The following is a 24,313-nucleotide window of genomic DNA, read 5'->3' as shown; positions in this document are numbered from 1 at the left end:
AGCCTTCGTCCTGAAGGTAAACAATAAGACTGGGAATCAAGCATGAAGCGTGCACTACCTCTTGTGACTATGTTGCTTTCGGTATGGATGGCAGGGACGTCTGTCGCCGAGGCAACCGAATACCCTTTGCCGCCACCGGACAGCCGTTTGATTGGTGAAAACGTGACGGTAACGGTACAAAACAATGGCAAACCTCTTGAAGACATTGCCTCTCGCTACCAGATCGGCCTGCTTGGCATGCTGGAAGCTAATCCGGGAGTCGATCCTTATCTGCCTACGCCGGGGACGGTTTTAACCATTCCTTCGCAAATGTTGCTGCCCGATGCGCCGCGTGAAGGCATTGTGATTAACTTGGCAGAAATGCGACTGTTCTATTACCCGAAAGGGGAAGGTAAAGTCGTGGTTTATCCTATTGGCATTGGCCAGTTGGGACGTAACACGCCAGAAATGGTGACCAGCGTTTCTCAGTCCATTGCTAATCCTACTTGGACGCCAACGGCAAATATTCGTAAACACTATAAAGCTGAAGGTGTGACGTTGCCGGCGGTTGTACCGGCAGGTCCAGAAAATCCAATGGGTTTGTTTGCGCTGCGTCTGTCGGCTCAAGGGGGGGTATACCTCATCCACGGCACCAACGCGAATTTTGGGATTGGCATGCGCGTAAGCTCTGGCTGTATCCGCCTACGCCCAGACGATATCGAAGCATTGTTTAAAACCGTTCCTAAAGGAACGCGAGTTCAGATCGTGAATGCGCCGGTGAAAGTTTCGGTGGAGCCTGATGGTAAGCGTTATGTGGAAGTACATCAGCCATTGTCACGCACTGAGAAAGACGATCCGCAAACGATGCCTATTGTTCTGAAACCGGCAGCTAAAAAGTTTGCAGAAAGCCCACTGACCGATCGACTGGTGTTTGATGAGGCGATGAAACGTCGCTCGGGTATGCCCGTTTTAGTGCACCATGGTCAAGACGTGAAATCTGAGCCTGCCGCCAACGCAGTGAAGATTACCGAAGCCAAGGCTGAGACTGCCAAGGATATTCAATAAAAGCGTATGGCATGCGTTTAGCGCGCTGTAGTGTGATTCATGGGGATGCCTCTGGGCGTCCTTTTTTATGGGTGCGACTCAATAAATGCGGTTAGTGGTTTGCTTTACGTGGACGGCGAGATAAAGCGGGGCTGATAGGGGATGGGAGGACTCGGCGTGTTAGATGACGTCGGCATAAAAAAAGGCGCACAAAGTGCGCCTTTATTACATGACTCAAGAAATATTATTTCTTGTATTTAACAGCCATGTTGTCCAGACGCTGGTTAGCACGTGCTGCGTCGTCTTTAGCAGTCTGAACGTCAGCGCGCATTGCGTTAACGTCGTTGCTCAGCTGATCAACTTTGGTGTTCAGAGTCTGAACATCAGTAGACAGTTGGTCGATTTTAGCATTGCTTGAACAACCAGCCAGCATAGTAGAAGCCAGGATTACTGCGCCCAGTACCAGTTTAGTACGATTCATTATAAAACCCTCTAGATTGAGTTAATCTCCATGTAGCGTTACAAGTATTACACAAACCATTTTCTAAAGAGAATAAATTTTTTGTACTAAGTCGCTTTATTTTGATCGTTCGCTCAAAGAAACGCCTTCTTTTTCCAAAAGATTAAAAAAAGGAGAGAAAACAGGTCATTTCTATTGGATTCATCTTATTTTGATTTGGAAATTAATTATATGAACAGGACTAATTCAGGCGGAAAAAATGCGGTACAGATGTAAACAAAAATGAGAGCTTGAAGCTTGAATTATTCTTAATTTCTGCTAATCCGAGCGCCAGAGTGGGTGATTAGGAGTGTATGAACATCACGAGTGACCATACATGAGTTCGATTCGGGTTCGTAAGACGCTAATGGCAGCACAAGAATGGTGCCATTAGCGCGTTTATATCACATTGCGTAAGCAATATTATTTCTTGTAGCCACCGCGAATGTTGTCCAAACGCTGGTTAGCGCGAGCGGCTTCATCTTTAGCAGACTGAACGTCAGTGCGCATGGCGTTAACGTCGTTGCTCAGCTGATCAACTTTGGTGGTCAGAGTCTGAACATCAGTCGACAGTTGGTCGATTTTAGCGTTGCTTGTACAGCCAGCCAGCATAGTAGACGCCAGAATTACTGCGCCCAGTACCAATTTAGTGCGATTCATTGTAACACCCTCTAGTTTGAGTTGATTTCCATATAGCTAAACGAGTATTACACAAACTCTTTTTCGAAGAGAATACATTTTTTGTACTGAATCGCTTTGTTTTGACCAGTCATCTAAATAAACGTCATTTTTAAATGAAAAAATTAAATTAAGTTGGCGAAAATGAAGCTTTTTTGCTTGTTTTGCTAGGATTTTAAAATAAGTAAAAATCATGATTAACAATAGCTTAAGTTTGAACTGTGTGATAAAAACAATAAAAAAAGCGCCGGATTCCGGCGCTTGATATAATTACAATAAATGTAATTAGAGAACGTGAACAGAAGCGGTGTTGGTAGTTCCACTTGGCACCAGTGCGCCTGAAACCATAACGACAACGTCGCCTTTCTGAGCCAGACCGCTTTCAACTGCGACTTCTTTACCGATACGATAGAAATCGTCAGTAGAAGCAATCTCTTTAACCAGCATAGGAACCACGCCTTTGCTCAGGATCAACTGGCGAGCGGTCACTGGGTTAGTGGTCAGCGCTAGGATCATCGCATCTGGGAAGTATTTGCGTACGGCTTTCGCTGATTTACCGCCTGCGGTTGCCACAACAATCAGCGGTGCGTCCAGTTTTTCTGCTGTTTCAACGGCGCCACGGCATACGGCTTCAGTGATGCGCAGTTTGCGGCTGTCATGCAGAGTTTCGATACGGCTCTGCATCACACGGTCTGTGCGCTCACAGATAGTGGCCATAATGCTGACGGCTTCCAGAGGATATTTACCCTTAGCGCTTTCGCCTGACAGCATAACGGCGTCAGTACCGTCGAGGATGGCGTTAGCAACGTCGCCCGCTTCTGCGCGAGTTGGACGTGGGTTTTTGATCATGGAATCCAGCATTTGGGTCGCAGTAATAACGACTTTACGTGCGCGGTTACATTTTTCGATCATCATCTTCTGAGCGAAGATAACTTCTTCAACCGGGATTTCCACGCCCAGGTCACCACGTGCAACCATGATGCCGTCAGACGCTTCCAGAATTTCGTCGAAGTTGTTCAGGCCTTCTTGGTTTTCGATCTTAGAGATAATCTGGATGTTTTCGCCACCGTGTGCTTTCAGGTGTTCGCGAATTTCCATGACATCAGAACGTTTACGGATGAATGAAGCCGCAACGAAATCAACGCCTTGCTCACAGCCGAATACCAAGTCACGCTTGTCTTTTTCAGCCAGTGCTGGCAACTGAATGGAAACGCCCGGCAGGTTAACACCTTTGTTCTCGCCCAGATCGCCTGCGTTCAGAACCTTACAAACCACTTCGGTTTCTGACACTTCGATAACTTCCATACCGATCAAACCGTCGTCAACCAGCACGGTGTTACCGATTTTCAGGTCAGCGGCAAAGCCTGGGTAGGTGACGGCTACACGGCTGGTGTTACCAACGACGCTTTGGTCCGTGGTGAAAGTGAAAGTCTGACCTGCGGTCAGCGCGGCGTCTTTACCGCCTTCCAGTTTCATCGTACGGATTTCTGGGCCTTTGGTGTCCAGCAAAATAGCGGCTTTCTTACCGGTTTTTTCCATTACAGCACGGATATTTTTGATGCGCTGTCCGTGTTCTTCATAATCACCGTGGGAGAAGTTAAGACGCATAACGTTCATGCCTGCGGTCAGCATGTTGTTTAGCATTTCTTCGGATTCGGTCTTAGGACCGATGGTGCATACGATTTTGGTCTTTTTCATGAAGTTTAATTTCTGCAAGTTGTGATGGATTGAAAAAACAATGTGCTCTTGGCGATGCCATGAGCAAGAGATGAAGCCGATAAAACGATGTTGCTTAAAAGGTTAACGTTGCCTAAAAGTGTGAACGTCGGTAATCGGGATGTTGAAACACTACTAAGAATAGATGACAGCTGAGGGATGGATGCGGAAAAGTGTTCTCCGCGTTTAGGTATTGATAAGCGCGAAAGCATCTTTGAATTGTAGTTTGCGTAGCGACAGATCAAGGGCTGAAACCATTCAATTGAAATGACGTTTCGTATTATACGGTCTTAACCTGTGAATTGACAACGAATTTGCCTCACCGTGGACGTGATTAGCTAAAAAAACAACGATTGCTGCGCAAATGTAGCGTCGATGAAAAACTTGTTGCGCAATAAAATTTTGACATTCCCTCAGATACCGGCTGGATCTATTCATGTTTGGCCGCTTGCTGAGATTGATTAATGTTCTATGCTTATTTTTGCCATCAGGCGAAATATTATTTCTGATGGCGGCAGGTTATCGCTTTTAAATCAGAATATTATTCTTTTTGCTCAAAATCCTACTATTAAGGATATTTAATATGAGTAAGCGTGAATCCCCTTTTAGCCTGAGCAGGCGCCGTTTAATTATCGCCACGACGCTGACTACGCTCGCAGCAGCACTCCCGTTTCAATCTGCATTTTCAGCCATGCCCTCCACAGACACCAAAAGACGCTATACGCGTGTGAATCTCAATAGCAAAGAAGGGCAGAGAATGCTCGAAAGCTATCAAAAAGGGATCAGGGCAATGCTCGCATTACCGCCATCAGATCCCCTGAATTGGTATCGGCATACGTTAATTCATACGCTTGATTGCCCTCATGGTAATTGGTGGTTTTTGCCTTGGCATCGTGGGTATGTGGGGTGGTTTGAAAGGATCATCCGTAAACTGAGCGGAGACGCTGATTTTGCCATGCCGTTCTGGGATTGGACGGCGGAACCGCGTATTCCTGAGGTTTTTTTTGACGGTGTGCTTAATCCAGATAATCAGGCGTTTATTGATAGTTACGCTAAATTTCGTGAAGCATTATTTAATCCTGTAGAAGCATTGTGGGGGCAATTCACTCCGCAACAGCTGCATGAATTACAACTGCGTAACTATCCGTATCCACGCGATCTTTGGCGAGGTATCGAAGGTGATGGAAAACCTGAAGACGCGATGTTCTTTCCTCGAGGGCAAACGCGAGCGCTCACTCAAGACCAACCCAATTTCGATTGCACAACCCAGAACGCGGTTTCCCTAGAGACGATTTTAGATGCATTGGCGCCGCGTTCTTTTGAGCTGTTTGGCAGTGAGTCCGCGCCCAATCATAGCAACAGCCATCAGCATGGTTTTGGAATACTGGAGGCCTTCCCGCATAACAAAGTGCATAACGATATCGGAGGTTTTATGGGGAACTTTTTGTCTCCTGTCGACCCGGTTTTCTTCATGCATCATGCTAATCTCGATCGTTTATGGGAGGTGTGGCGCACAAAGCAAATACGAGATAATTTGCCCACCGAGCCACAAACCGGCTTGAGCCTGTGGAAAAACGAGCCTTTCCTGTTTTACGTCGATGAAAATGGTCGGCCAGTGCAGAAGAACAGCGCCGGAGATTATGCCCAGATAGGCGATTTTGATTATGACTATCAAACGGGAAGCGGGGATTCAACGCCACGTTTAACGCAGGGTAAAGTAAGCTCACTGCCTGCACTGCAGCTAGATGCCACACTCGATCAAACGGATTTGAGCAATGGCCAAATTGTTAACGCCCAGGTGATCTTGCCGAAGCCTCTGCAAAATTCAGCGGAGCTGTTTGGGGATGAGCAGCAACGCTACTACGCGTTGGTGGAGATCATGCCGATGTCTTCGGTTCAGGGCGTGAGCTTTAATATTGCTCTGGATAAGCCGAGTTTGATGCAGAAGAGAACTCAGGTCAGCGCCGTCGACACTTGCCAAGATCCTGTGAATAGCTTTGCCTTTTTCGGCAGCATGGATATGACGAACATGAAGACAACCTTTATGGTGCCAATGACGGCGGCATTACGTGGGCTGAGCGGAAGTGAAAAGAGCTCGGGGATGATTAACATATATATTTCGGCCACCACGGAGGATGATATGAAGATGAAGGTTAATGCAAAAGTGTTGTCGGTGATATTGAAAACGTTCTGATTGAGTCGCGCAGAGGCGGCACAGACTAAAGGAGAGTCGCTATCTGCGGGCTTTATCGTTTTTTGTAAGAGAGATTTCGCAAAAGAAACAAAGTGGCAATGAGAGAAGGGCGGTGGTTTGCAAAGAATGGTGCGTCCGAGTGAACTCGAATCACCGACCCCCACCATGTCAAGGTGGTGCTCTAACCAACTGAGCTACGGACGCATCCTGTGTTGCCTTGCTGACATACTGACTGCGCCAGACAACGGAGACGAATATTAGCGGCACATGGCACGGCTGGCAAGGGGGATTGCCAAAAATTCCTCTTAAATTCACACGATTGCTGATGATATGCGCATCTGGGTGAAAAAAACGGCATCTAAGATGCCGTTGAAGGTTTGATATTGCTGCGAATATTCGGCGGTGCTTTTGCTAATTGTTCATTAGCGCGCCGCACGCTGCAAGATCCATGCAGCAGGCTGATTTTGTAACCAGCGAATGCGCAGTGCCATCATAATAGCTGCAGACGTTAACCCGATAATGAATCCTGTCCAGAAGCCGCTTGGCCCCATCGCGGGAACGACATAGTCTGTCAATGCAAGCACATAACCCGTAGGTAACCCCAAGATCCAGTAGGCGGTAAAGGTAATAAAGAAGATAGAGCGAGTATCTTTATACCCACGCAGTACGCCGCTACCGATCACCTGTACGGAGTCAGAGATCTGGTAAATGGCGGCCAACAGCATCAGGTGCGATGCCATGGTGATAACTTCAGGGTTATCGTTATAGAGCAAGGCGATTGGCTCGCGGAAGATAACCGTGAAGATTGCGGTACAGGCCGCCATCGTCATACCCACGGCGATACTGGTTCGTGCAGCCACTTTGGCATTTTCAGCCGAGCCTTCGCCAAGGCGATATCCCACGCGAATGGTGGCCGCTACACCTAACGACATCGGTAAAACAAACATTAGCGAGCTAAAGTTCAAGGCAATCTGGTGCCCGGCAACTGAAACAATCCCGAGAGGGGAAACAAGCAGTGCAACTACGGCAAATAAGGTGACCTCGAAGAACAGCGCTAACGCTACCGGCATCCCGATGTTAATCAGGCGGTGAATAGTCGCCCACTGCGGGGCTTCCATACGTTTAGGGCGCAGGTCGCGCAAGCTGGACGCGTGACGTACATACCAGCGCATGATGAAGTACATCACCCAATAAACGGTGCCAGTTGCCACGCCGCACCCCACACCGCCGAGCGCTGGAGCGCCTAATTTCCCATAAATAAAAATGTAGTTAATGGGTATGTTGACCAACAGACCGATAAAACCAATCACCATCCCCGGCTTAGTTTTTGATAGCCCCTCACACTGGTTACGCAGCACTTGGAAGAACAGATAACCCGGCGCCCCCCACATAATCGCATGAAGATAGCCGATGGCTTTGTTAGCTAAGTTAGGGTCGATGTTGTGCATCATATCGATAATGTGCTTGGCGTTATAAAGCACCACGATGATCAGTGCTGAAACGACCAGCGCTAACCAAAAGCCTTGTTGTACCTGATGTCCGATTTTATCGCGTCGGCCTGCGCCGTTTAGTTGAGCAATAACCGGGGTTAATGCCAACAACAAGCCGTGGCCGAATAAAATAGCGGGTAGCCAAATAGAGGTTCCGACAGCCACCGCCGCCATATCAGTGGCGCTGACGCCACCTGCCATGATGGTGTCAACGAAACCCATGGCCGTTTGTGAAACTTGCGCAATGATAACGGGAATAGCCAGAGCCAATAAGCTACGCGCTTCTATCCAATACTTCTGCACGTATACACCTTTTTATTTTAAATGAGAGAGAAAACACAAATAAGTAAAAGACTCTTCACGGCAAGCCTTGAAGAGGGGAATGCGATACTCAACGTGATGAGAACAGCATCTAAACAGCCAAATTCGCGGCCCATGCGCGCGAAGCGGAGTACAAGTATTGCTTGCCAGACGCACGTGTGACCTGAAATATGACGAGTATAAATGATAAACGAATGATTCTACCTGCAGATAGAGCACAATAGAATGAAAACTGTCGCTGATGGGTGGGTTATCTGCTGATAATTGCGCTCATGATTTGGTTTTATCGATGGTTTGCGGCAAACTGCTAGGTAATTGTTTTCGATAAGACATTATTGCAGAGGCACCATTTATGTTTACCGGCATTGTTCAGGGCACCGCTCCGGTCGTGTCCATTGACGAAAAATCGAATTTCCGTACTCACGTCGTGAAGTTTCCGCAGGAGCTGCTGCCTGGTTTAGAACTCGGGGCATCGGTGGCTCATAACGGTTGCTGTTTGACAGTGACAAAGGTTGAAGACGATCTGGTCAGTTTTGATCTGATGAAAGAGACGCTACGCATCACTAACTTAGGTGATGTCACTATCGGGAGCGTGGTGAATCTGGAACGTGCAGCGAAGTTTAACGATGAAATCGGTGGGCATTTAATGTCAGGCCATATTATTTGCACCGCTGAAATCGTGAAGATCTTGACCTCAGAAAATAATCGTCAGATTTGGTTTAAAATGCCCAGCACTGACCTGATGAAATATGTGCTGCACAAGGGTTTTATCGGTATTGACGGTATCAGCTTAACGATTGGTGAAGTCACCAAAAGTCGTTTTTGCGTTCATCTGATCCCTGAAACCCTGCAGCGCACAACGCTGGGAGTGAAACGCTTGGGAGATAAGGTGAATATAGAGATCGACCCGCAAACGCAGGCCGTGGTTGATACCGTTGAACGTGTATTAGCTAGCCGTGAAGCCACATTAGCCGCGCTGTCAAAAGCGGAGCCGGCGGCCTAATTATTCTGATATCAATCGCCGGATGCCGTGTTTACCACATCCGGCTTTTAGCATTATTTCAAGTAGCCTTTAAATTGGCGATTCTCCATCAGCGCAACTTTCCCTTTGGTATAGAAAATTACCTGATAAATGCCCTGTGAATAAACGGCAGCATCAGCATTTTTTTCATCTAAGGCCGCAGGTTTACCGTTGACTGTCACAATACCATCGGTTCCGCGCTTAACCGTTACGCCATAGCCCGTTTTCACGACGGCTTTATGCGTTGCTTGACCATACTGCTGCTGCGCGTTTTCTAACGCCTGTTTTTCAGCGGCGGCGTTAAGGGTATTGATGCGGTTTTGCTCGGCAATATAACAGGCGTCTTTACTTACGCCCTGACCTTCACATTTTGCCATTCGCTCAGCGGATGACGTGCAACCAGCGAGCAATCCAGCCACAACGCTGACCAACAGTAGTTTTTGTACTTTCATTGGTTATCTCCAATCATCATAGCTATATATGTCATGATGTTTTTAATAATAATAACGCATAATTCTCTACCAGCCGACGGAAACGCCTGCGCCATAGCCAAAGTTATTTTGGGTATCGTCAGATACGGTCATCTTAACGATGGTATTTTGCGTTGCATGGAATGATGCACCCACGGCGATTGCATTTTCACTGTCGTACCCCCCAACGCCAGCACCCACGGCAAACTGTTGGCTATCGGTCACTTGAGGAATGTTAGCCTGAGCAAAGGCAGCGCTGATCCCTGCAGAGGCCTGCTTTTTATTTTCGTTAATGCGTGAATCTTGTTCCGCCTGATGATGTTGAACGGAGTCTAAACGTTGAGAGTTAGAGCTTATCGCCGCGCTGTTAGACGCGATTCGGTGATGGTTATCCGCTAACGCCATATTATCAATTTTTAGTTGCATGGCGTTGTACTGTGCAATTTCGGCCACTTTTCTGCTCGCTAAACTCTGCTTTTTGTTCAGCGTGGTCTCGTTGCTGCTAGATACACGTTTGTCAGATATATTTTGCGACGCATATTTTTCACTGGTCAGTTTCTGCTGCGCCAGTATAGGCGCTACGTCAACGCCTTCAGGATTACCATGCGCAGGGTTAATCTCGACGTTATGCTGACCGTCCAAATGTGGTGCTTGCACAGGCACAGTGGCAGCGGCGTACTTGTCAGCGGTTAATTTCTGCTGCGCCAGCATAGGTGCTACGTCAACGCCTTCAGGATTACCATGCGCAGGGTTAATCTCGACGTTATGCTGACCGTCTAAATGTGGCGCTTGCACAGGCACAGTGGCAGCGGCGTACTTGTCAGCGGTTAATTTCTGCTGCGCCAGCATAGGCGCTACGTCAACGCCTTCAGGATTACCGTGCGCAGGGTTAATCTCGACGTTATGCTGACCGTCTAAATGTGGCGCTTGCACAGGCACAGTGGCAGCGGCGTACTTGTCAGCGGTTAATTTCTGCTGCGCCAGCATAGGCGCTACGTCAACGCCTTCAGGATTACCATGCGCAGGGTTAATTTCGACGTTATGCTGACCGTCTAAATGTGGCGCTTGCACAGGCACAGTGGCTGCGGCGTACTTGTCAGCGGTTAATTTCTGCTGCGCCAGCATAGGTGCTACGTCAACGCCTTCAGGATTACCATGAGCAGGGTTAATTTCGACGTTATGCTGACCGTCTAAATGTGGTGTTTCTGGTTTTTCATTTTCTATTTCTACTGAGGTATTTGGGCGCTGCGTCGGGCCATAATAAACTGGCTTAGGCGTGTTGTCCGGTATGGAATAGGTCGGTGTACCGCCACGATTATAATTGCCACTAGGTGTTGTTGTCGTATTTGTCGGTTTTGGCAATTCTGACCATGCGGACTCAAATTGAGGGATCCAATAGGTCTGCAGATCGTAATTGTGGTTATCAAGCAGGTTATGCGCAGTCTGGTTAGAGTTACCAATATTCGTTGTCGGTGAGTTAACGAAGGTATTTTGGGCATTATTCGAGTAATCAAAAACTGATGAATCAATTTTATGAGTAGCTAACACCCATTTTCTAAAGGCTACAGCTTCATCTGATGAGCCCCCTAATGCATCGGTAAGGTTTAAGTGAGCTTGCGCCATTCCAACGAAAGAACTAGCGATTACAACAGCGATGAAAGTTATTTTGCGCTTCATAAAGAGATAGACCTAAAGAAAGTTGTTTTGCGATGTTGGTTTTTTGCAGACGTAAAAATGTTCCTGATGGAGTGAAATTTAGGCGCATATAAAATATCTATCAATACTTATTTTTCATTCAACAAAAAGATAACAATGCTTTTTGTTCTTAATGGGATTATTTATTGTTCTTATTATTAACTGTATATGTTCTGATTTTAGTTAAGTCATTGTATGAAGAGAATTCTTCAACATGAAAAACTTTCAGTATCATCAAGGCTTTGATAAAATAGCAAAACCAGAAAATTAACCTATTAGGAACAAATTAAGTGAACGAATTCACTAGGGTTTTTAACGAATTGGGAATGACGAAGACAGAGCTCACTACGTTATTGAATGCTCCTCGTAATACTATCTTCAATTACCTGAATGGTTCGGTGACGAATATGCCAGCTAGCGCGGTGACACTGATTACGCTATTGGCCTTCATTAAGCAGCACCATCCACGGGCGTTTGAAGAGTGGGGGGAAATTGCGCGTTACAATAAGAATCAGGAGAAAAGAGATGGTAATACGCTATCGCTATTTGACATCATCAGCGATGAAGTGCTTTTGCAGGGGATTGTTCGACATGGCGAACTGCGTGGTTTCATCAAATAACGAAACCGAGCTGATAAGCATCACAGCATAACGCGGTGTATTGCGATGATTCTTATCATTTTGGTAGGGGATCCCGAGAGGGATCCCTTTTTTATGGTGTTATTGCGCCGACGGCTTTGGCTGTCGAATACGCAAGCTGCTGACGATGGCGGCGCAAAGTGCAAACAGGGCGCCAAGCAGCAGAGATGAATGCGTGCCGTGGTTGCCAAACAGATTAAACATCAGTGCGACTAATGCAGCACCGCTGGTTTGCCCAAGCAGACGAGCGGTGCCGAGCATACCGCTGGCACCTCCGCTGCGGTGGCGTGGTGCGGAAGAGATCATAGTGTGGTTGTTTGGCGACTGGAAAATACCAAACCCTGCGCCACACAACGCCATGCGCCAAATAATATCGAGATCCGAAGGCGATGCGGGCAGCAACGCTAGAGACAGCAGCCCAACGGCAAATAGCGCTAAGCCGATGCTACCGAGTAGCCCAGCGTTGAAACGCTCAAGCAGGCGTCCGGCAATCGGAGCCATGATCATGGTTGCAATGGGCCACGGGGTGAGCAGCAGGCCGGTCATGACCTCCGTTTTACCCAGAACGGTTTGTAGGAAGAATGGAAGCGAAACAAAGGCCAGCATTTGGGCACTAAAAGAACAGATTGAGGTTCCCACTGATAAAGAAAAAATGGGAATACGCAGCAGATCAACGGGAAGTAACGGGAATTCTTGCGTGAGTTGGCGGCGTACAAACAATGTTCCCACTACCAGCATAATCACGACTTCACCCAGCAGTAGCAGGCTGTTTTGGCGTTGGGCAAAGCCACTGATGGCTGAGATTAATAAGCCAAAGGTGAGCGCATTCAGCAGTGCGCTATAGACGTCAAATTTGGGTTTACCGACTTTCGGTGGATTTTGAGGGAGAAACTTCATACCACAAATAAAAGCGGCAATGCCAATAGGGACATTTACTGCAAACAGCCATGGCCAACTACTGACGGATAAGATTGCAGCGGCAACCGAGGGGCCTGCGGCGGCAGAAACGGCAACGATTAACGCATTAATCCCCATGCCGCGCCCAAGGTGACGCTGTGGATAGATGAGTCGCACTAGCGCCACGTTAACACTCATTACGGCAGCGGCACCAAAGCCTTGCAGCACACGAGCAAGCGTCAGTGTCCACAGTGAATCAGACATGGCACATCCCAGTGAGGTAACGCTGAATACCAACAGGCCGGTGAGATACACTTTGCGATAGCCGATGATATCGCCCAGTGACGCGAGCGAAAGCAGAGAAATCGTTATCGCAAGCTGATAGGCATTGACGATCCAGACCGACGTTGCGGCTGAGGCATTCAGATCGCGAGCAATGGTCGGTAAGGCAACGTTGGCAATCGCGCCATCGAGTACCGCCACAGTAATGCCGAGTGCAATGGCTAAAATGGCACCGTAGCGTTGTGGTAAAGGAACACCGTCATTTGGGGTTGATTTCATTGAGTAATGATAATTAGAGGATTATTGGTCAAGATCGCAACTATAACGTTAATTATCAAATGAGACCATCGTCACACACGGCTTTGTTTGTAACAAACCTGCGGATGTGCGGAAACGTTTAAACCGTACTGCAACCTGTTTAACAGGCTGTCTTTCAGAAGCTGTTCCTTTTATAATGAAACATAGGTTCGATTTAATCATCTGATAGGGTAAAGAAATACAATGTCAACAGATATAGATAAACAACCCGATTCGGTCTCTTCTGTACTCAAAGTGTTTGGGATTTTACAGGCGCTCACCGAAGAGCGCGAAATAGGCATCACCGAGCTGTCTCAGCGAGTGATGATGTCTAAAAGTACCGTGTATCGTTTTCTGCAAACCATGAAATCTCTTGGTTATGTATCGCAGGAGAGTGAGTCAGAAAAGTATTCGCTGACGCTGAAGTTATTTGAGTTGGGTGCCCATGCGTTACAAAACGTGGATCTTATTCGCAGTGCGGATATCGAAATGCGCGAGCTTTCACGTTTAACGCGTGAAACGATCCATTTAGGGGCGCTGGATGAAGATGGCATTGTCTACATTCATAAAATCGACTCGATGTACAATCTGCGCATGTATTCGCGCATCGGGCGTCGCAATCCGCTGCACAGCACCGCGATTGGTAAAGTGCTGCTGGCGTGGCGCGATCGCGAAGAAGCAAAAGAAATTATCTCTCAGATTGAATTCAAACGTAGCACGGACAAAACCATTTTGGCGCCGGAAGAGTTGCTGGTTGCCTTAGATATGGTGAAACAACAAGGCTTCGGTGAGGATAACGAAGAGCAGGAAGAGGGGTTGCGCTGCATCGCCGTTCCCGTCTTTGATCGCTTTGGTGTTGTGATTGCAGGACTAAGTATTTCATTCCCGACAATTCGTTTCTCCGAAGATGCTAAACATGAATATGTGACGATGCTGCATACTGCCGCGCGTAACATTTCCGAGCAGATGGGGTATCACGACTATCCGTTCTGATTATTCGTTCTGATTAATAGTTGAATGCCAAACTAATGAAAAACGCCCGATGAAATAAATCCATCGGGCGTTTTTTTATATCAATATTAGTCACAACGCGCTGTCATCAGATTCGATTAAGCACTTTGTTTCACCAGCATGTACAGACGAGATAAATAGATAATGAGCAGCGCAGAAATCAGATTGCTCAGCGCGCCTATAATCACCATGCCAATGGTTGGATGGAGGGCAGAAAGCACACCAACCAGCAGTAACAGCGCCAATTTCGCCGCTAGCCACAGCATAATGGCTGGACTAATCAAACGGACGTTGGCAAATGACAGACGGAAACTGCTACGAATCGACGTGAATATACCCGCTTTCTCTCCAGACATAATCATTGGCGCTAACGCTAGCCCAACGGCTAGCACAATACCCGGTACGATAAATGCGGTAATTCCCAGTTGAACCATTAGGGTGCACAGGAACATCAGTATCAGCAGACGCGGTAACATCGGTGCAGAAGCGCCAATGGCGCGCAACGCACTGATACGCTGTCCCTGCGAAACCAATGGGATCAGTGCCAGCATGCCGCCTAGCAGTAACACATTGCCAATGAGGGCGGAAAAACTGGCCGCGGCAGAGACTTTCAATAACACCATCTGTTGCTCAGGCGTCATTTGTTGCACCATCTCTTGCAGCCCCATACCCGAGGACAGAGTACCATCAGCACCAGCCAGAATACTCAGGTCATCGGCACCTGGAGTAAACGCTTGATTTAATATCACCGAAATAAACGCGGTTAACAGCGCTAACAAGCACAGCGTGCTTAGCTGATGGCGGAAAAAGTTGAAGGTGTCACGGTACAGTGTACGGGCCGTGATTGGCATGCAGGCGCTCCTTGGCAGTGGCAACGATCCCCGTTGGCGTGAAGCAGTATCGGACAACGTCACTGCTTCACGGTATTAGGGCATATCAATATAATGAATGTGCGCCGATTGTACCTTGTTAACCGGGTAAGTGGCACCCCGTTGCGATGCTACTGGCGATTTCTTCTACGTTGTTGGGGGCAAGGGGAGGCAACCCATAGGCTGCCCGAGCACGATCGCAGGCTTCATTGCGTTCACCATATTCCCATGACTGCTCAAATTCACGGCAAGGCGACGGCCTGTTTTCATACATGGCACACATGACTTGCTGGCCGATTTCACCGCGCAGGTTCACACAGCGTGGTTTTTTACTGTTGGTTCCCTGCATACAGCGAAGATACGGATTCACCTGCTCAGTGAGTGATGCGGGCACGCAGCCACCGGCATCATCTGCCTCGGCCCAGTAAAATGAAACACGGAAATAGCCGCAGCATGCGCCGCAGGATATACATGGATTAGGTTGTATCAGCGTTGAAATAGTTGAAGTGTTACTCATCTTGATTTCCCACCACTCCTTATGGCTTCGAACCAAAACAATCGGAATAAAAAAATTACTCTGAGGTTAATCTTAGGTCAACACCCTTCGGTTTGATGCGTGATGAATGTTGATATTTGGTTAAAATTGATCTAAATCAATTTCATTAAAATCATATATTTAATGCATGTTTATTTTATGTCATTTTGTCAAAAACAATGTCATTCATGTGATCTGTGTTAAATCATGAATCATCCTTTTTGGGTATATTCCTGCACGCAGTGATAACCATATAAAGGGAAGGGATGATGAAAAAACTAACACTTGCGCTATGTGTGGCAGCTACGCTGGCACCGTCTTTTGCTATGGCTCATCAGGCTGGTGACTTTATTGTCCGTGCCGGTACCGCAACCGTACGTCCAACGGAAAGCAGTGAAAACGTGATGGGACTGGGTGGGTTCAAGATCGATAACGATACCCAGCTTGGTCTGACTTTCAGCTATCTGATCACCGATAACATTGGGGTTGAACTGTTAGGTGCGACGCCGTTCCAGCATAAAGTGGGCTTGCAGGCGACGGGGGATATTGCTTCCTCTCGTCAGTTGCCACCGACGCTGATGGCTCAGTGGTACTTTGGTAAGGCTGAAGACAAGCTGCGTCCGTATGTGGGTGTGGGTATTAACTACACGAATTTCTATGATGCGAAGTTCAATAACACCGGAAAAAGCTTAGGCTTGCACGATTTGAGCGTAGACAACTCATGGGGTGCAGCGGGTCAGGTTGGTCTGGACTACATGGTTGATAAAGATTGGATGATCAACGCCTCATTGTGGTACATGGATATCGATACCACCATTAAGTTCAGAGATAGCAACAACCAAAAACAAAACATTGATACACACGTAGACCCGTTTGTATTCATGTTTGCCGTGGGTTACCGTTTCTAAATAGAGACGTGTAGCAGGAACAGTAAGAACGGCCAGTGTTACAGACCCTGTAGTTTTAAAGTAACGTTACAGACAAAAGTTACAGACAATAAAAAAGGCGCTTTAGCGCCTTTTTTGATCGTCAGAGCGAATTATTTAATCCGCATATCATTTTCTACCGTACGTACACCTTTCACCGTTTTAGCCACGGCGACGGCACGGTTAGCATCAGCAGAAGACGTCACGAAACCGCTGAGCTGAACGCGGCCTTTAAAGGTTTCAACGCTGATCTCGGTGGATTTGAGAGATTTTTCAGCCAGCAGCGCAGATTTAACTTTGGTTGTTATGACGGTATCGTCGATATAACCGCCGGTTCCTTCCTGTTTCGCTGTTGGTGCGCAACCCGCCAACGCAACAGAAAAAATCGCCGCTGCGCAAAAAGTGGTAATCGCTTTAACCCATTTCATCAATGTCTCTCCTTGCAGTTTATTGTTGGTATGGCAATTCAAAACGTAATCTAATGATTATTCGTTGAACCATCCGTAATCACTATAATCCATTTTTAAAAAATAGGGTTATCAATATGTAAGCTTCACTAATATAAAAAAACCGTGCGGTACGAATACAGCACGGTTGTTGAGCTTACATTTATCTTAGCGGCGCGTAGCCGCTTTCATTCCGCTGACAAAGTCGTGCAGTTTTTTGAGCATAACGTCAGGATGGTGATGGTTTGTCTCAATGATTTTAACAATGGCCGAACCTGAAATTGCACCTGCGGCGCCAGCATCCAGCGCTTCTTTCACCTGCGACGGCTCAGAAATACCAAAGCCTTGTAACGCAGGAGGAGCGCTCAATTCACCCAAGCGTGCCACCAAATGATGCAACGGCAGCTGTGCGCGGGTTTCAGCACCGGTAACACCAGCACGTGAGAGCAGGTAGGTATAGCCGCGCCCCTGCGCTGAGATGCCTTGCAGCAGCGCATCGTCGGCGTTAGGCGGGCAGATAAAGATCGGCGCGATACCGTGGCGCAGTGCAGCCTGACGGAACGGCGTTGACTCTTCCAGCGGAACGTCGGCAACCAATACAGAATCGACCCCAACTTCGGCACAGCGCTGATAAAACTCGTCAATGCCATTGTGGAACACCAAGTTGGCATACATCAGCAGACCGATTGGAATGTGGGGATGTTTTTTGCGGATCTCGGCCAACATTTCAAAGCATACGGTCGGAGTGACGCCCGCGGCAAAAGCGCGCAGCGTAGCGTCTTGAATAGTGGGGCCGTCGGCGAGTGGATCGGAGAAGGGAATACCCAGCTCTAACGCATCGGCACCCGCGTCAATTAAGGTATTAATAATCTCTAAAGAAAGCGCCGGAGTGGGATCGCCTAAGGTCACAAAAGGCACGAAAGCCCCTTCTTTGCGTTCTTTTAATTCGGCAAACAGTTGTTGATAGCGTTCCATCAGATTTCTCCCCGCGCTTTCAAAATATCGTTAACGGTAAAAATGTCTTTATCGCCGCGGCCTGACAGGTTCACCACCAGCAATTGTTCTTTATCGGGATCTTGCTCAATCATTTTCAGCGCGTGGGCGAGAGCATGTGAAGACTCCAGCGCTGGAATGATCCCTTCCTCGCGCGACAGACGTTTGAACGCTTCCAGCGCCTCATCATCGGTGATTGATACGTAATCAGCACGACCGATGCTGTTCAAATAGGCATGTTGTGGACCGACGGAGGGGAAGTCCAGACCCGCAGAGACAGAGTAAGACTCTTCAATTTGGCCTTCCTCAGTCTGCATCATTGGTGATTTCATACCAAAGTAGATGCCCACTTTGCCATGTTTCAACGGTGCGCCGTGCTGTCCCGTCTCGATACCTAAACCGCCAGGTTCGACGCCGATCAGGCGTACCGACTCTTCGACGATAAAGTCAGCAAACATGCCGATGGCGTTAGATCCGCCGCCGACGCAGGCCAAAACGGCATCCGGTAGACGGCCTTCAAAACCAAGGATCTGCTCTTTGGTTTCTTCGCCAATCATGCGTTGGAATTCACGCACAATAGTTGGGTAAGGGTGTGGACCCGCTGCGGTGCCCAGCAAATAGTGCGCTTTGTCGTAACTGCCAGACCAGTCGCGTAGCGCCTCATTACACGCATCTTTTAGCGTGGCTGAGCCACTGTGTACCGGAATAACTTCCGCCCCCATCAGGCGCATACGGAACACGTTAGGCGACTGACGTTCAACGTCTTTCGCACCCATATAGACGCGGCATTTCAGTCCCAGCAACGCACAGGCCAGAGCGGTGGCAACGCCGTGCTGCCCAGCCCCGGTTTCGGCGATAATTTCGGTTTTACCCATTCGCTTGGCCAGCAGCGCCTGCCCTAATACCTGATTGGTTTTATGCGCGCCGCCGTGCAGCAAATCTTCGCGTTTCAGGTATAGCTTGGCTTTAGTGCCTTTGGTTAAGTTACGGCACAGCGTGAGCGCGGTAGGGCGTCCCGCATAGTTTTTTAGCAGATCGATGAACTGAGCTTGAAACTCAGGATCTTTCTGGGCGCTAACAAAAGCTTCTTCCAACTGATTTAATGCGGGCATTAATATTTGGGGAACGTACATTCCACCAAATTCACCGAAATAGGGGTTTAATAAAGTCATTGTTTTTCCCGTCCTGTCCATTCTTCGTATTTGGCAATTTCAGGCTAAAGTAGGCCTGTCGCTTTTCTTTATTGATGAGTTCTTTTGCTAGCGTGAACTAGTAAGCTCGCAGCGTTTGAAATACCGCCTCCAGCTTTTGCCGATCTTTTTGCCCCGGCGCGGATTCCACACCAGAGTTGAAATCCAGCCCAGCGCTACCCAGCTTGGCAGCCATAACGCAGTTACTGGCGTTGAGCCCACCGGCAAGCATGACGTTATCCAGCGTTTTTCCTTGCAGTAGATTCCAATCAAAAGCCTGTCCAGTGCCGCCGTTACCGTTATCGAAAACATAGCGATCGACATGGAGTAAATTGCGTGCCGGAATAGCATCGTTAATGCTCATGGCTTTCCAGATCTGGCAGTTAATTGGCAACAGCTGTCGCAATTCGCGAATATATTCCTGTGATTCATCGCCATGCAGTTGAACCGCATAGAGTCCCAAACGCTCCACGGTCAAACGTACCGTTTCCAGCTTGGCGTTACGGAATACACCGACGTATTTTAGCGGCGCTGCAGCAATCACTTCTCGTGCTTGGGAAATATCCACGTAGCGCGGTGAACTGCCGACGAAAATCAAACCGCCGTAGACGGCACCCGCGCTATAAGCAGAGGCGGCATCTTCTGCACGCGTCAAACCACATACTTTGTTGTCACCCAGCAGCACACGGCGCAGCGCCAGACTTAAATCAGGTTCGGACATCAATGCACTACCGATCAGGAAGCCGTTGGCAAAATGGCTTAACTCACGAATCTGGCTGTAGGTATGAATACCTGATTCGCTGATCACGGTGACACCTTGCGGCAACCGTGGCGCCATCTGACGCGTACGATTGAGGTCAATCGACAGATCGCGTAAGTCTCGGTTATTGATGCCAACAACTTTGGCCTTTAATGCAATGGCGCGCTCGAGTTCTTCTTCGTTACTGGCTTCAGTCAATACGCCCATTTGGAGACTGTGGGCGATGGCGGCTAAATGCAGATACTGCTCGTCATCGAGAACGGAGAGCATCAGCAAAATGGCATCGGCCTGATAGAAGCGGGCCAGATAAATTTGGTACGCAGAAATTACAAAATCTTTGCACAATACCGGTTGATGCACGGTGGCACTGACCTGACGCAAATAATCGAAATCACCCTGAAAATATTTTTCGTCGGTCAATACGGAAATCGCTGAGGCAAAATCGCGATACAGCGTGGCGATTTCTACCGGGTTAAAGTTTTCGCGGATCACACCTTTAGAGGGTGATGCCTTTTTGCATTCCAGAATAAAGGCGGTTCTGTTGCCAGACAGCGCGTCATAAAACGAACGCGATGAAGGGACAATGCTAGCTTGGAAGCTTTCAAGCGGCTGTTGAGACTGACGGGCTTCAACCCATACGGCTTTGTCGCGAACGATGCGATTTAATACGGTTTCTTGTTCTTGTAATGAACGTTGTGGTGACAGATTTCCTTGCAACATACTCAGCCTCGTGCTGCCAGTGCGGTGACTCGCTCAAATGCTGTTCCGCTTCTGATGGTTTCCAGTGCCAGTTGCGCGTTATGGCGCAGATTATCCTGACCAAACAATTTCAGCAGCAAAGCAACGTTTGCGGCGACGGCCGCAGCGTGCGCTGCATCACCTTTACCTTGTAATAAGCGCGCCAGAATGTCACGGTTTTCTTCTGGTGTTCCGCCCTGTAACGCATTCAGCGAATAGCTTTCTAAGCCGAAATCCTGCGGTGAAAGCTGGTAGCTTTCGATTTCGCCCTGATGAAGTTCGGCTACCAGCGTAGGGGCATGAATCGCCACTTCGTCCATTCCTCCGCCATGAACCACGGCGGCGTTTTGATAACCCAATACTTTTAATGCCTGCGCAATCGGCAGAACTAACTCGGGGCTATAAACACCGATCAGGGCTTTGGGTGGACGTGCTGGGTTAATCAACGGGCCCAGTACGTTAAAAATAGTGCGGGTCTTGAGCTGCTGACGCACCGGCATAGCATGGCGAAACCCGGTGTGATACTGCGGTGCAAACAGGAAGCAGACGTTTAAATCGTCTAGCGCCTGACGAGAATCTTCGGCGCTCATATCGAGACGGATACCGAAAGCTTGCAACAGATCCGAAGAACCAGAGCGGCTAGAGACGCTTCGGTTACCGTGTTTAGCCACTTTGGCTCCGCAACTGGCGGCGACGAAAGCGCTGGCGGTCGAGATATTAATGCTGTTGGTGCCGTCACCGCCGGTACCAACGATATCTGCAAAATCGTAGTCAGGGCGGGGGAATGGCTGTGCGTCGGCCAGTAACGCGCTGGCGGCTCCGGCGATCTCTTCTGGGCGCTCGCCGCGCATTTTCATGCTGATCAGTGCCGCGGCCAGTTGGCTGTCTTGCAGTTCGCCACGCACAATCGCGCCAAACAGCTGATGACTCTCTTCCTGACTCATGGTTTGAGACGTAAACAGTTTGTCCAAAATGGATTGCTGCTCAAAAATGCTCGGTTTGATAAGTGCTGCTTGCATGGTGTTTTCTCCGCAATTTTTTTCGTTAGTCTTTTGATTTTGTTTGTTTCTAATCGACAACTGATATTCAGAAAATCATTATTTAGACCAACGCCCACTCAAGCGTCTGTTCAAGAAGACGAGCGCCTTGGGTTGTGAGAATGGACTCAGGGTGAAATTGGAAACCACACACACGTTCTTCGTCGTGACGAACGGCCATCACCATCCCATTGAAGGAGGCATTAACGGTTAATCCGGCCGGAATTTGGCTTCCCACCAGTGAGTGGTAGCGCGCGACCGGAAGCGGTGAAGGTAAGCCACTAAACATGCCTTCGTCGTCATGTTCAACCAACGAGGCTTTACCGTGCAGGATTTCTCCGGCTTGCCCAACGTGTCCGCCATAGGCTTCGACGATGGCTTGATGACCGAGGCAAATTCCGATAATAGGCAATTTTCCACGCAGTTTGTTCAACAGCTCAGGCATACAGCCCGCTTCAGACGGTGTTCCTGGCCCCGGCGACAGCATCAGCACAGGATTTTCCATTTCAGTCAGCTTATTAATGATGACTTCCGCAGGAATTTGATTGCGGTAAATCACGACGCGATGGCCACTAGAACGCAGTTGATCGACCAAGTTGTAGGTAAAAGAGTCGATGTTATCGAGCAAAAGAATGTCAGCCATTAGAACACCTCTTTAACGTGATGAGCGGTGGCGATGGCTCGCAGCACGGCACGGGCTTTATTACGGGTTTCATCAGCTTCGGCCTGAGGCACGGAATCCAGTACTACTCCTGCACCGGCTTGTACCGTAGCGATACCGTCTTCCACATAGGCGGAGCGGATCACAATGCAGGTATCCAGATCGCCATGTGCGGTGAAATATCCCACGGCTCCGCCATAGCTACCGCGACGAGTTTGTTCGAATTCTGCAATCAGCTGCATAGCACGAATTTTCGGCGCTCCGCTTAGCGTGCCCATATTCATACAGGCTTGATAGGCGTGCAGAACGTCTAAATCTTGGCGTAACGTGCCGACCACGCGGGAAACCAAATGCATCACGAAGGAATAACGATCGACCTTAGTCAGGTCTGCGACATAACGAGAACCGGGCTCACAGATACGCGCCAAATCGTTACGCGCCAGATCAACCAGCATTAAATGTTCGGCCAGTTCTTTATGGTCGGTGCGCATTTCCAGTTCGATGCGGCTATCTAAATCCCGATCCAGTTCGCCATTGGCACGACGTCCGCGCGGACGCGTACCTGCAATCGGATAGATTTCTATCTGGCGGTTAGTGGCGTCATATTTCAATGCGCTTTCCGGTGAAGCGCCGAACAGAGAGAAATCGTTGTCCTGCATAAAGAACATGTACGGACTTGGATTGCTGTGCTTCAGCGTGTGGTAGGCCGCCAGCGGTGAAGGACAAGGTAGGCTGAAGCGGCGAGAAGGAACCACCTGAAAGATTTCACCGATGCGAATGGCCTGCTGCATCTGGCTCACCACGGCACCAAAAGCCTCGTCGCTAAGATTGCAGCTCAACTGCATGTCTTCAACGTTAGGGTGTGTGATAGGCGCGGCTTCTTGCGTCATCTGCTGGGTGAGCTGATGTAAACGTGCTTGCAGGCGCTGAGTTTCTGCCGTGTTATGGGTGAAAATTGAGGCCTGAAGACGCGCGCTGTGATGCTGGTGGTCTAACACCAGCAGCGTTTCTGCCAGATAAAAGCAAAAATCCGGGCAGCGCTGATCGCTATTTAATGCCGAGAGGTTTTCGAAGCCCGCGACGAGATCGTAGGCAAACAACCCCCCGATAAACATCGCTTCACGCTCCTGTGCAGGAACGGTCACCAGGGTGAGTAATGTACGCAGCGCATCGAACACTGAACGTGATTTTAACCGAGCGTCTTCATCCTGCAGGGTGTCGATGGCGGGGAAGTGCAGCACACGCTGATTAGGATGAATGTCATTTTCAACGTCTGATGGCAACGCTGCATCCAGTAATGGTAGCAAGCTGCGACCGTTTTCGGTCAGTGCCTGAATGGTCACGCTGCGGCCCAGAGCGGTGATACGCAATGCGCTGTCGATAACCAACAGGCTTTTCAAATCTTGTTTGTTATCAATTTCAGCGGACTCTAACAGCAGCGTTGCCGGACGAGCACCGCATAGCTGGTGAAACAGTGCCGTAGGGTCGTTACGATAGGCCGCTGTTTGCGTCAATAAGGTTAAAGCTGGCTTGGTAGAATTCATCGTCATATCCGCTTATTCACTGATGGTCTTTCTTCAAATTTGGCTATAAAAAAGCCCGCAAGGTGCGGGCGGTGGTGATAGGGGATCCTCAAATCCGATATGCAGCTACACCGCCCAACTGAATGAGTCACGCCACCAGCGCGCAGAAAGCATCGGTACCTTATTCATTAATGAGCCGTTCAAAGAATCATTTCGCATTGTGTTCACCTTAATTTATTGTCAGAGCGATATTTTTTATGACCCGCTATTTAAACCGAGAAGGTCTATCGCTCCGAACCTGCGTACTAGTAAACTAGTTTGATGGTTGTGTGTCAATAGCTTTTCAATGAATTAATTTCACATGCTTAATGAACAAAGTGACACCGGAGAGGTTGCGGCAATG

At 48.5% G+C, this 24,313-nt stretch carries 20 protein-coding genes, 1 tRNA gene and 1 pseudogene; 6 read left to right on the top strand and 16 right to left on the bottom strand.

Annotated elements, in window-relative coordinates; genetic code table 11:
• Positions 1–42: 42 nt before the first annotated feature.
• Positions 43–1,044: a L,D-transpeptidase family protein gene (locus K9N75_RS12655; protein WP_039186490.1), complete on the top strand. Its 1,002-nt coding sequence runs from the start codon at positions 43–45 to the stop codon at positions 1,042–1,044.
• Positions 1,045–1,267: 223 nt separating this feature from the next.
• Here the strand turns inward: K9N75_RS12655 and K9N75_RS12650 are convergent, their stop codons facing one another.
• From K9N75_RS12650 to pykF, 3 genes are all read right to left on the bottom strand, one after another.
• Positions 1,268–1,504: a major outer membrane lipoprotein gene (locus tag K9N75_RS12650; RefSeq protein ID WP_004093172.1), complete on the bottom strand. Its 237-nt coding sequence runs from the start codon at positions 1,502–1,504 to the stop codon at positions 1,268–1,270.
• A 441-nt stretch (positions 1,505–1,945) separates the two neighbouring features.
• Positions 1,946–2,182 (bottom strand): major outer membrane lipoprotein, encoded by a 237-nt coding sequence (locus K9N75_RS12645; protein WP_004093174.1) that lies wholly within the window; start codon positions 2,180–2,182, stop codon positions 1,946–1,948.
• A gap of 303 nt (positions 2,183–2,485) precedes the next feature.
• A complete protein-coding gene (pykF, locus tag K9N75_RS12640) occupies positions 2,486–3,898 on the bottom strand; it encodes a pyruvate kinase PykF (RefSeq protein WP_008813684.1) in 1,413 nt (470 codons plus the stop codon).
• Between the two features lie 601 nt (positions 3,899–4,499).
• Between pykF and K9N75_RS12635 the strand changes: the two genes are divergently transcribed.
• Positions 4,500–6,110, top strand: a complete 1,611-nt coding sequence (locus K9N75_RS12635; RefSeq protein WP_224451702.1) for a tyrosinase family protein — start codon at positions 4,500–4,502, stop codon at positions 6,108–6,110.
• A 127-nt stretch (positions 6,111–6,237) separates the two neighbouring features.
• Here the strand turns inward: K9N75_RS12635 and K9N75_RS12630 are convergent.
• Together K9N75_RS12630 and K9N75_RS12625 are read right to left on the bottom strand one after the other, a co-directional pair.
• Positions 6,238–6,314: transfer RNA gene (locus tag K9N75_RS12630), tRNA-Val, on the bottom strand.
• 218 nt (positions 6,315–6,532) lie between these two features.
• A complete protein-coding gene (locus K9N75_RS12625; protein WP_008813682.1) occupies positions 6,533–7,903 on the bottom strand; it encodes an MATE family efflux transporter in 1,371 nt (456 codons plus the stop codon).
• Positions 7,904–8,273: 370 nt separating this feature from the next.
• Here K9N75_RS12625 and K9N75_RS12620 point away from each other — a divergent pair, with 370 nt between their 5' ends.
• Positions 8,274–8,924: a riboflavin synthase subunit alpha gene (locus tag K9N75_RS12620; RefSeq protein WP_130975870.1), complete on the top strand. Its 651-nt coding sequence runs from the start codon at positions 8,274–8,276 to the stop codon at positions 8,922–8,924.
• A 53-nt stretch (positions 8,925–8,977) separates the two neighbouring features.
• Here the strand turns inward: K9N75_RS12620 and K9N75_RS12615 are convergent, their stop codons facing one another.
• A complete protein-coding gene (locus K9N75_RS12615; RefSeq protein WP_039186497.1) occupies positions 8,978–9,394 on the bottom strand; it encodes a hypothetical protein in 417 nt (138 codons plus the stop codon).
• Positions 9,395–9,460: 66 nt separating this feature from the next.
• On the bottom strand, positions 9,461–11,089 hold the full coding sequence (locus K9N75_RS12610) for a YadA C-terminal domain-containing protein (protein WP_224451701.1): 1,629 nt from the start codon (positions 11,087–11,089) through the stop codon (positions 9,461–9,463).
• A 344-nt stretch (positions 11,090–11,433) separates the two neighbouring features.
• On the opposite strand from K9N75_RS12610, the gene K9N75_RS12605 reads away from it, so the two are divergent.
• Positions 11,434–11,727 carry a hypothetical protein gene (locus K9N75_RS12605; protein WP_082919434.1) on the top strand — a complete coding sequence of 98 codons (294 nt, stop codon included), beginning with the start codon at positions 11,434–11,436 and terminating at the stop codon, positions 11,725–11,727.
• A gap of 99 nt (positions 11,728–11,826) precedes the next feature.
• Here K9N75_RS12605 and K9N75_RS12600 read toward each other — a convergent pair whose 3' ends face one another.
• Positions 11,827–13,203 carry an MFS transporter gene (locus tag K9N75_RS12600; protein ID WP_008813676.1) on the bottom strand — a complete coding sequence of 459 codons (1,377 nt, stop codon included), beginning with the start codon at positions 13,201–13,203 and terminating at the stop codon, positions 11,827–11,829.
• A 222-nt stretch (positions 13,204–13,425) separates the two neighbouring features.
• On the opposite strand from K9N75_RS12600, the gene kdgR reads away from it, so the two are divergent.
• A complete protein-coding gene (gene kdgR / locus K9N75_RS12595; protein WP_114444219.1) occupies positions 13,426–14,214 on the top strand; it encodes a DNA-binding transcriptional regulator KdgR in 789 nt (262 codons plus the stop codon).
• Between the two features lie 116 nt (positions 14,215–14,330).
• Here the strand turns inward: kdgR and K9N75_RS12590 are convergent, their stop codons facing one another.
• Together K9N75_RS12590 and K9N75_RS12585 are read right to left on the bottom strand one after the other, a co-directional pair.
• Positions 14,331–15,083: a YciC family protein gene (locus K9N75_RS12590; protein ID WP_008813674.1), complete on the bottom strand. Its 753-nt coding sequence runs from the start codon at positions 15,081–15,083 to the stop codon at positions 14,331–14,333.
• Positions 15,084–15,201: 118 nt separating this feature from the next.
• A complete protein-coding gene (locus K9N75_RS12585) occupies positions 15,202–15,618 on the bottom strand; it encodes a YkgJ family cysteine cluster protein (protein WP_008813673.1) in 417 nt (138 codons plus the stop codon).
• 287 nt (positions 15,619–15,905) lie between these two features.
• Here K9N75_RS12585 and ompW point away from each other — a divergent pair, with 287 nt between their 5' ends.
• Complete coding sequence (gene ompW / locus K9N75_RS12580) at positions 15,906–16,544, top strand: outer membrane protein OmpW (protein WP_020303723.1); 639 nt, start codon at positions 15,906–15,908, stop codon at positions 16,542–16,544.
• A 131-nt stretch (positions 16,545–16,675) separates the two neighbouring features.
• Here ompW and K9N75_RS12575 read toward each other — a convergent pair whose 3' ends face one another.
• From K9N75_RS12575 to K9N75_RS12545, 6 genes and pseudogenes are all read right to left on the bottom strand, one after another.
• Positions 16,676–16,990: a BON domain-containing protein gene (locus K9N75_RS12575; RefSeq protein ID WP_004093191.1), complete on the bottom strand. Its 315-nt coding sequence runs from the start codon at positions 16,988–16,990 to the stop codon at positions 16,676–16,678.
• Positions 16,991–17,176: 186 nt separating this feature from the next.
• Positions 17,177–17,983, bottom strand: a complete 807-nt coding sequence (gene trpA, locus K9N75_RS12570) for a tryptophan synthase subunit alpha (RefSeq protein WP_039186505.1) — start codon at positions 17,981–17,983, stop codon at positions 17,177–17,179.
• Positions 17,983–19,173: a tryptophan synthase subunit beta gene (gene trpB, locus K9N75_RS12565; RefSeq protein WP_008813670.1), complete on the bottom strand. Its 1,191-nt coding sequence runs from the start codon at positions 19,171–19,173 to the stop codon at positions 17,983–17,985. The genes trpA and trpB overlap by 1 nt, the downstream gene beginning before the upstream one ends.
• A gap of 97 nt (positions 19,174–19,270) precedes the next feature.
• Positions 19,271–20,671 (bottom strand): bifunctional indole-3-glycerol-phosphate synthase TrpC/phosphoribosylanthranilate isomerase TrpF, encoded by a 1,401-nt coding sequence (trpCF, locus tag K9N75_RS12560; protein ID WP_061059977.1) that lies wholly within the window; start codon positions 20,669–20,671, stop codon positions 19,271–19,273.
• Positions 20,672–20,673: 2 nt separating this feature from the next.
• A pseudogene (gene trpD / locus K9N75_RS22835) lies at positions 20,674–22,369 on the bottom strand (anthranilate phosphoribosyltransferase).
• Complete coding sequence (locus K9N75_RS12545) at positions 22,369–23,931, bottom strand: anthranilate synthase component 1 (RefSeq protein WP_008813666.1); 1,563 nt, start codon at positions 23,929–23,931, stop codon at positions 22,369–22,371. Before K9N75_RS12545 ends, trpD begins: the two are co-directional and overlap by 1 nt.
• Between the last annotated feature and the right edge of the window lie 382 nt (positions 23,932–24,313).

This window comes from Hafnia paralvei, from assembly GCF_020150375.1.
Classification (GTDB): Bacteria; Pseudomonadota; Gammaproteobacteria; order Enterobacterales; family Enterobacteriaceae; genus Hafnia; species Hafnia paralvei.
Note: the sequence above shows the minus strand (reverse complement) of the source record. Positions and strands in the feature narration are given on the sequence as shown.

Bases quoted from the DNA above. Each gene is read 5' to 3' on its own strand.
- kdgR (WP_114444219.1), top strand. From the start codon at position 13,426: ATGTCAACAGATATAGATAAACAACCCGATTCGGTCTCTTCTGTACTC.
- K9N75_RS12635 (WP_224451702.1), top strand. From the start codon at position 4,500: ATGAGTAAGCGTGAATCCCCTTTTAGCCTGAGCAGGCGCCGTTTAATT.
- trpCF (WP_061059977.1), bottom strand. From the start codon at position 20,671: ATGTTGCAAGGAAATCTGTCACCACAACGTTCATTACAAGAACAAGAA.
- ompW (WP_020303723.1), top strand. From the start codon at position 15,906: ATGAAAAAACTAACACTTGCGCTATGTGTGGCAGCTACGCTGGCACCG.
- pykF (WP_008813684.1), bottom strand. From the start codon at position 3,898: ATGAAAAAGACCAAAATCGTATGCACCATCGGTCCTAAGACCGAATCC.
- trpA (WP_039186505.1), bottom strand. From the start codon at position 17,983: ATGGAACGCTATCAACAACTGTTTGCCGAATTAAAAGAACGCAAAGAA.
- K9N75_RS12655 (WP_039186490.1), top strand. From the start codon at position 43: ATGAAGCGTGCACTACCTCTTGTGACTATGTTGCTTTCGGTATGGATG.
- K9N75_RS12620 (WP_130975870.1), top strand. From the start codon at position 8,274: ATGTTTACCGGCATTGTTCAGGGCACCGCTCCGGTCGTGTCCATTGAC.
- K9N75_RS12605 (WP_082919434.1), top strand. From the start codon at position 11,434: ATGACGAAGACAGAGCTCACTACGTTATTGAATGCTCCTCGTAATACT.
- K9N75_RS12600 (WP_008813676.1), bottom strand. From the start codon at position 13,203: ATGAAATCAACCCCAAATGACGGTGTTCCTTTACCACAACGCTACGGT.
- K9N75_RS12575 (WP_004093191.1), bottom strand. From the start codon at position 16,990: ATGAAATGGGTTAAAGCGATTACCACTTTTTGCGCAGCGGCGATTTTT.
- K9N75_RS12615 (WP_039186497.1), bottom strand. From the start codon at position 9,394: ATGAAAGTACAAAAACTACTGTTGGTCAGCGTTGTGGCTGGATTGCTC.
- K9N75_RS12650 (WP_004093172.1), bottom strand. From the start codon at position 1,504: ATGAATCGTACTAAACTGGTACTGGGCGCAGTAATCCTGGCTTCTACT.
- K9N75_RS12585 (WP_008813673.1), bottom strand. From the start codon at position 15,618: ATGAGTAACACTTCAACTATTTCAACGCTGATACAACCTAATCCATGT.
- K9N75_RS12645 (WP_004093174.1), bottom strand. From the start codon at position 2,182: ATGAATCGCACTAAATTGGTACTGGGCGCAGTAATTCTGGCGTCTACT.
- trpB (WP_008813670.1), bottom strand. From the start codon at position 19,173: ATGACTTTATTAAACCCCTATTTCGGTGAATTTGGTGGAATGTACGTT.
- K9N75_RS12545 (WP_008813666.1), bottom strand. From the start codon at position 23,931: ATGAATTCTACCAAGCCAGCTTTAACCTTATTGACGCAAACAGCGGCC.
- K9N75_RS12610 (WP_224451701.1), bottom strand. From the start codon at position 11,089: ATGAAGCGCAAAATAACTTTCATCGCTGTTGTAATCGCTAGTTCTTTC.
- K9N75_RS12590 (WP_008813674.1), bottom strand. From the start codon at position 15,083: ATGCCAATCACGGCCCGTACACTGTACCGTGACACCTTCAACTTTTTC.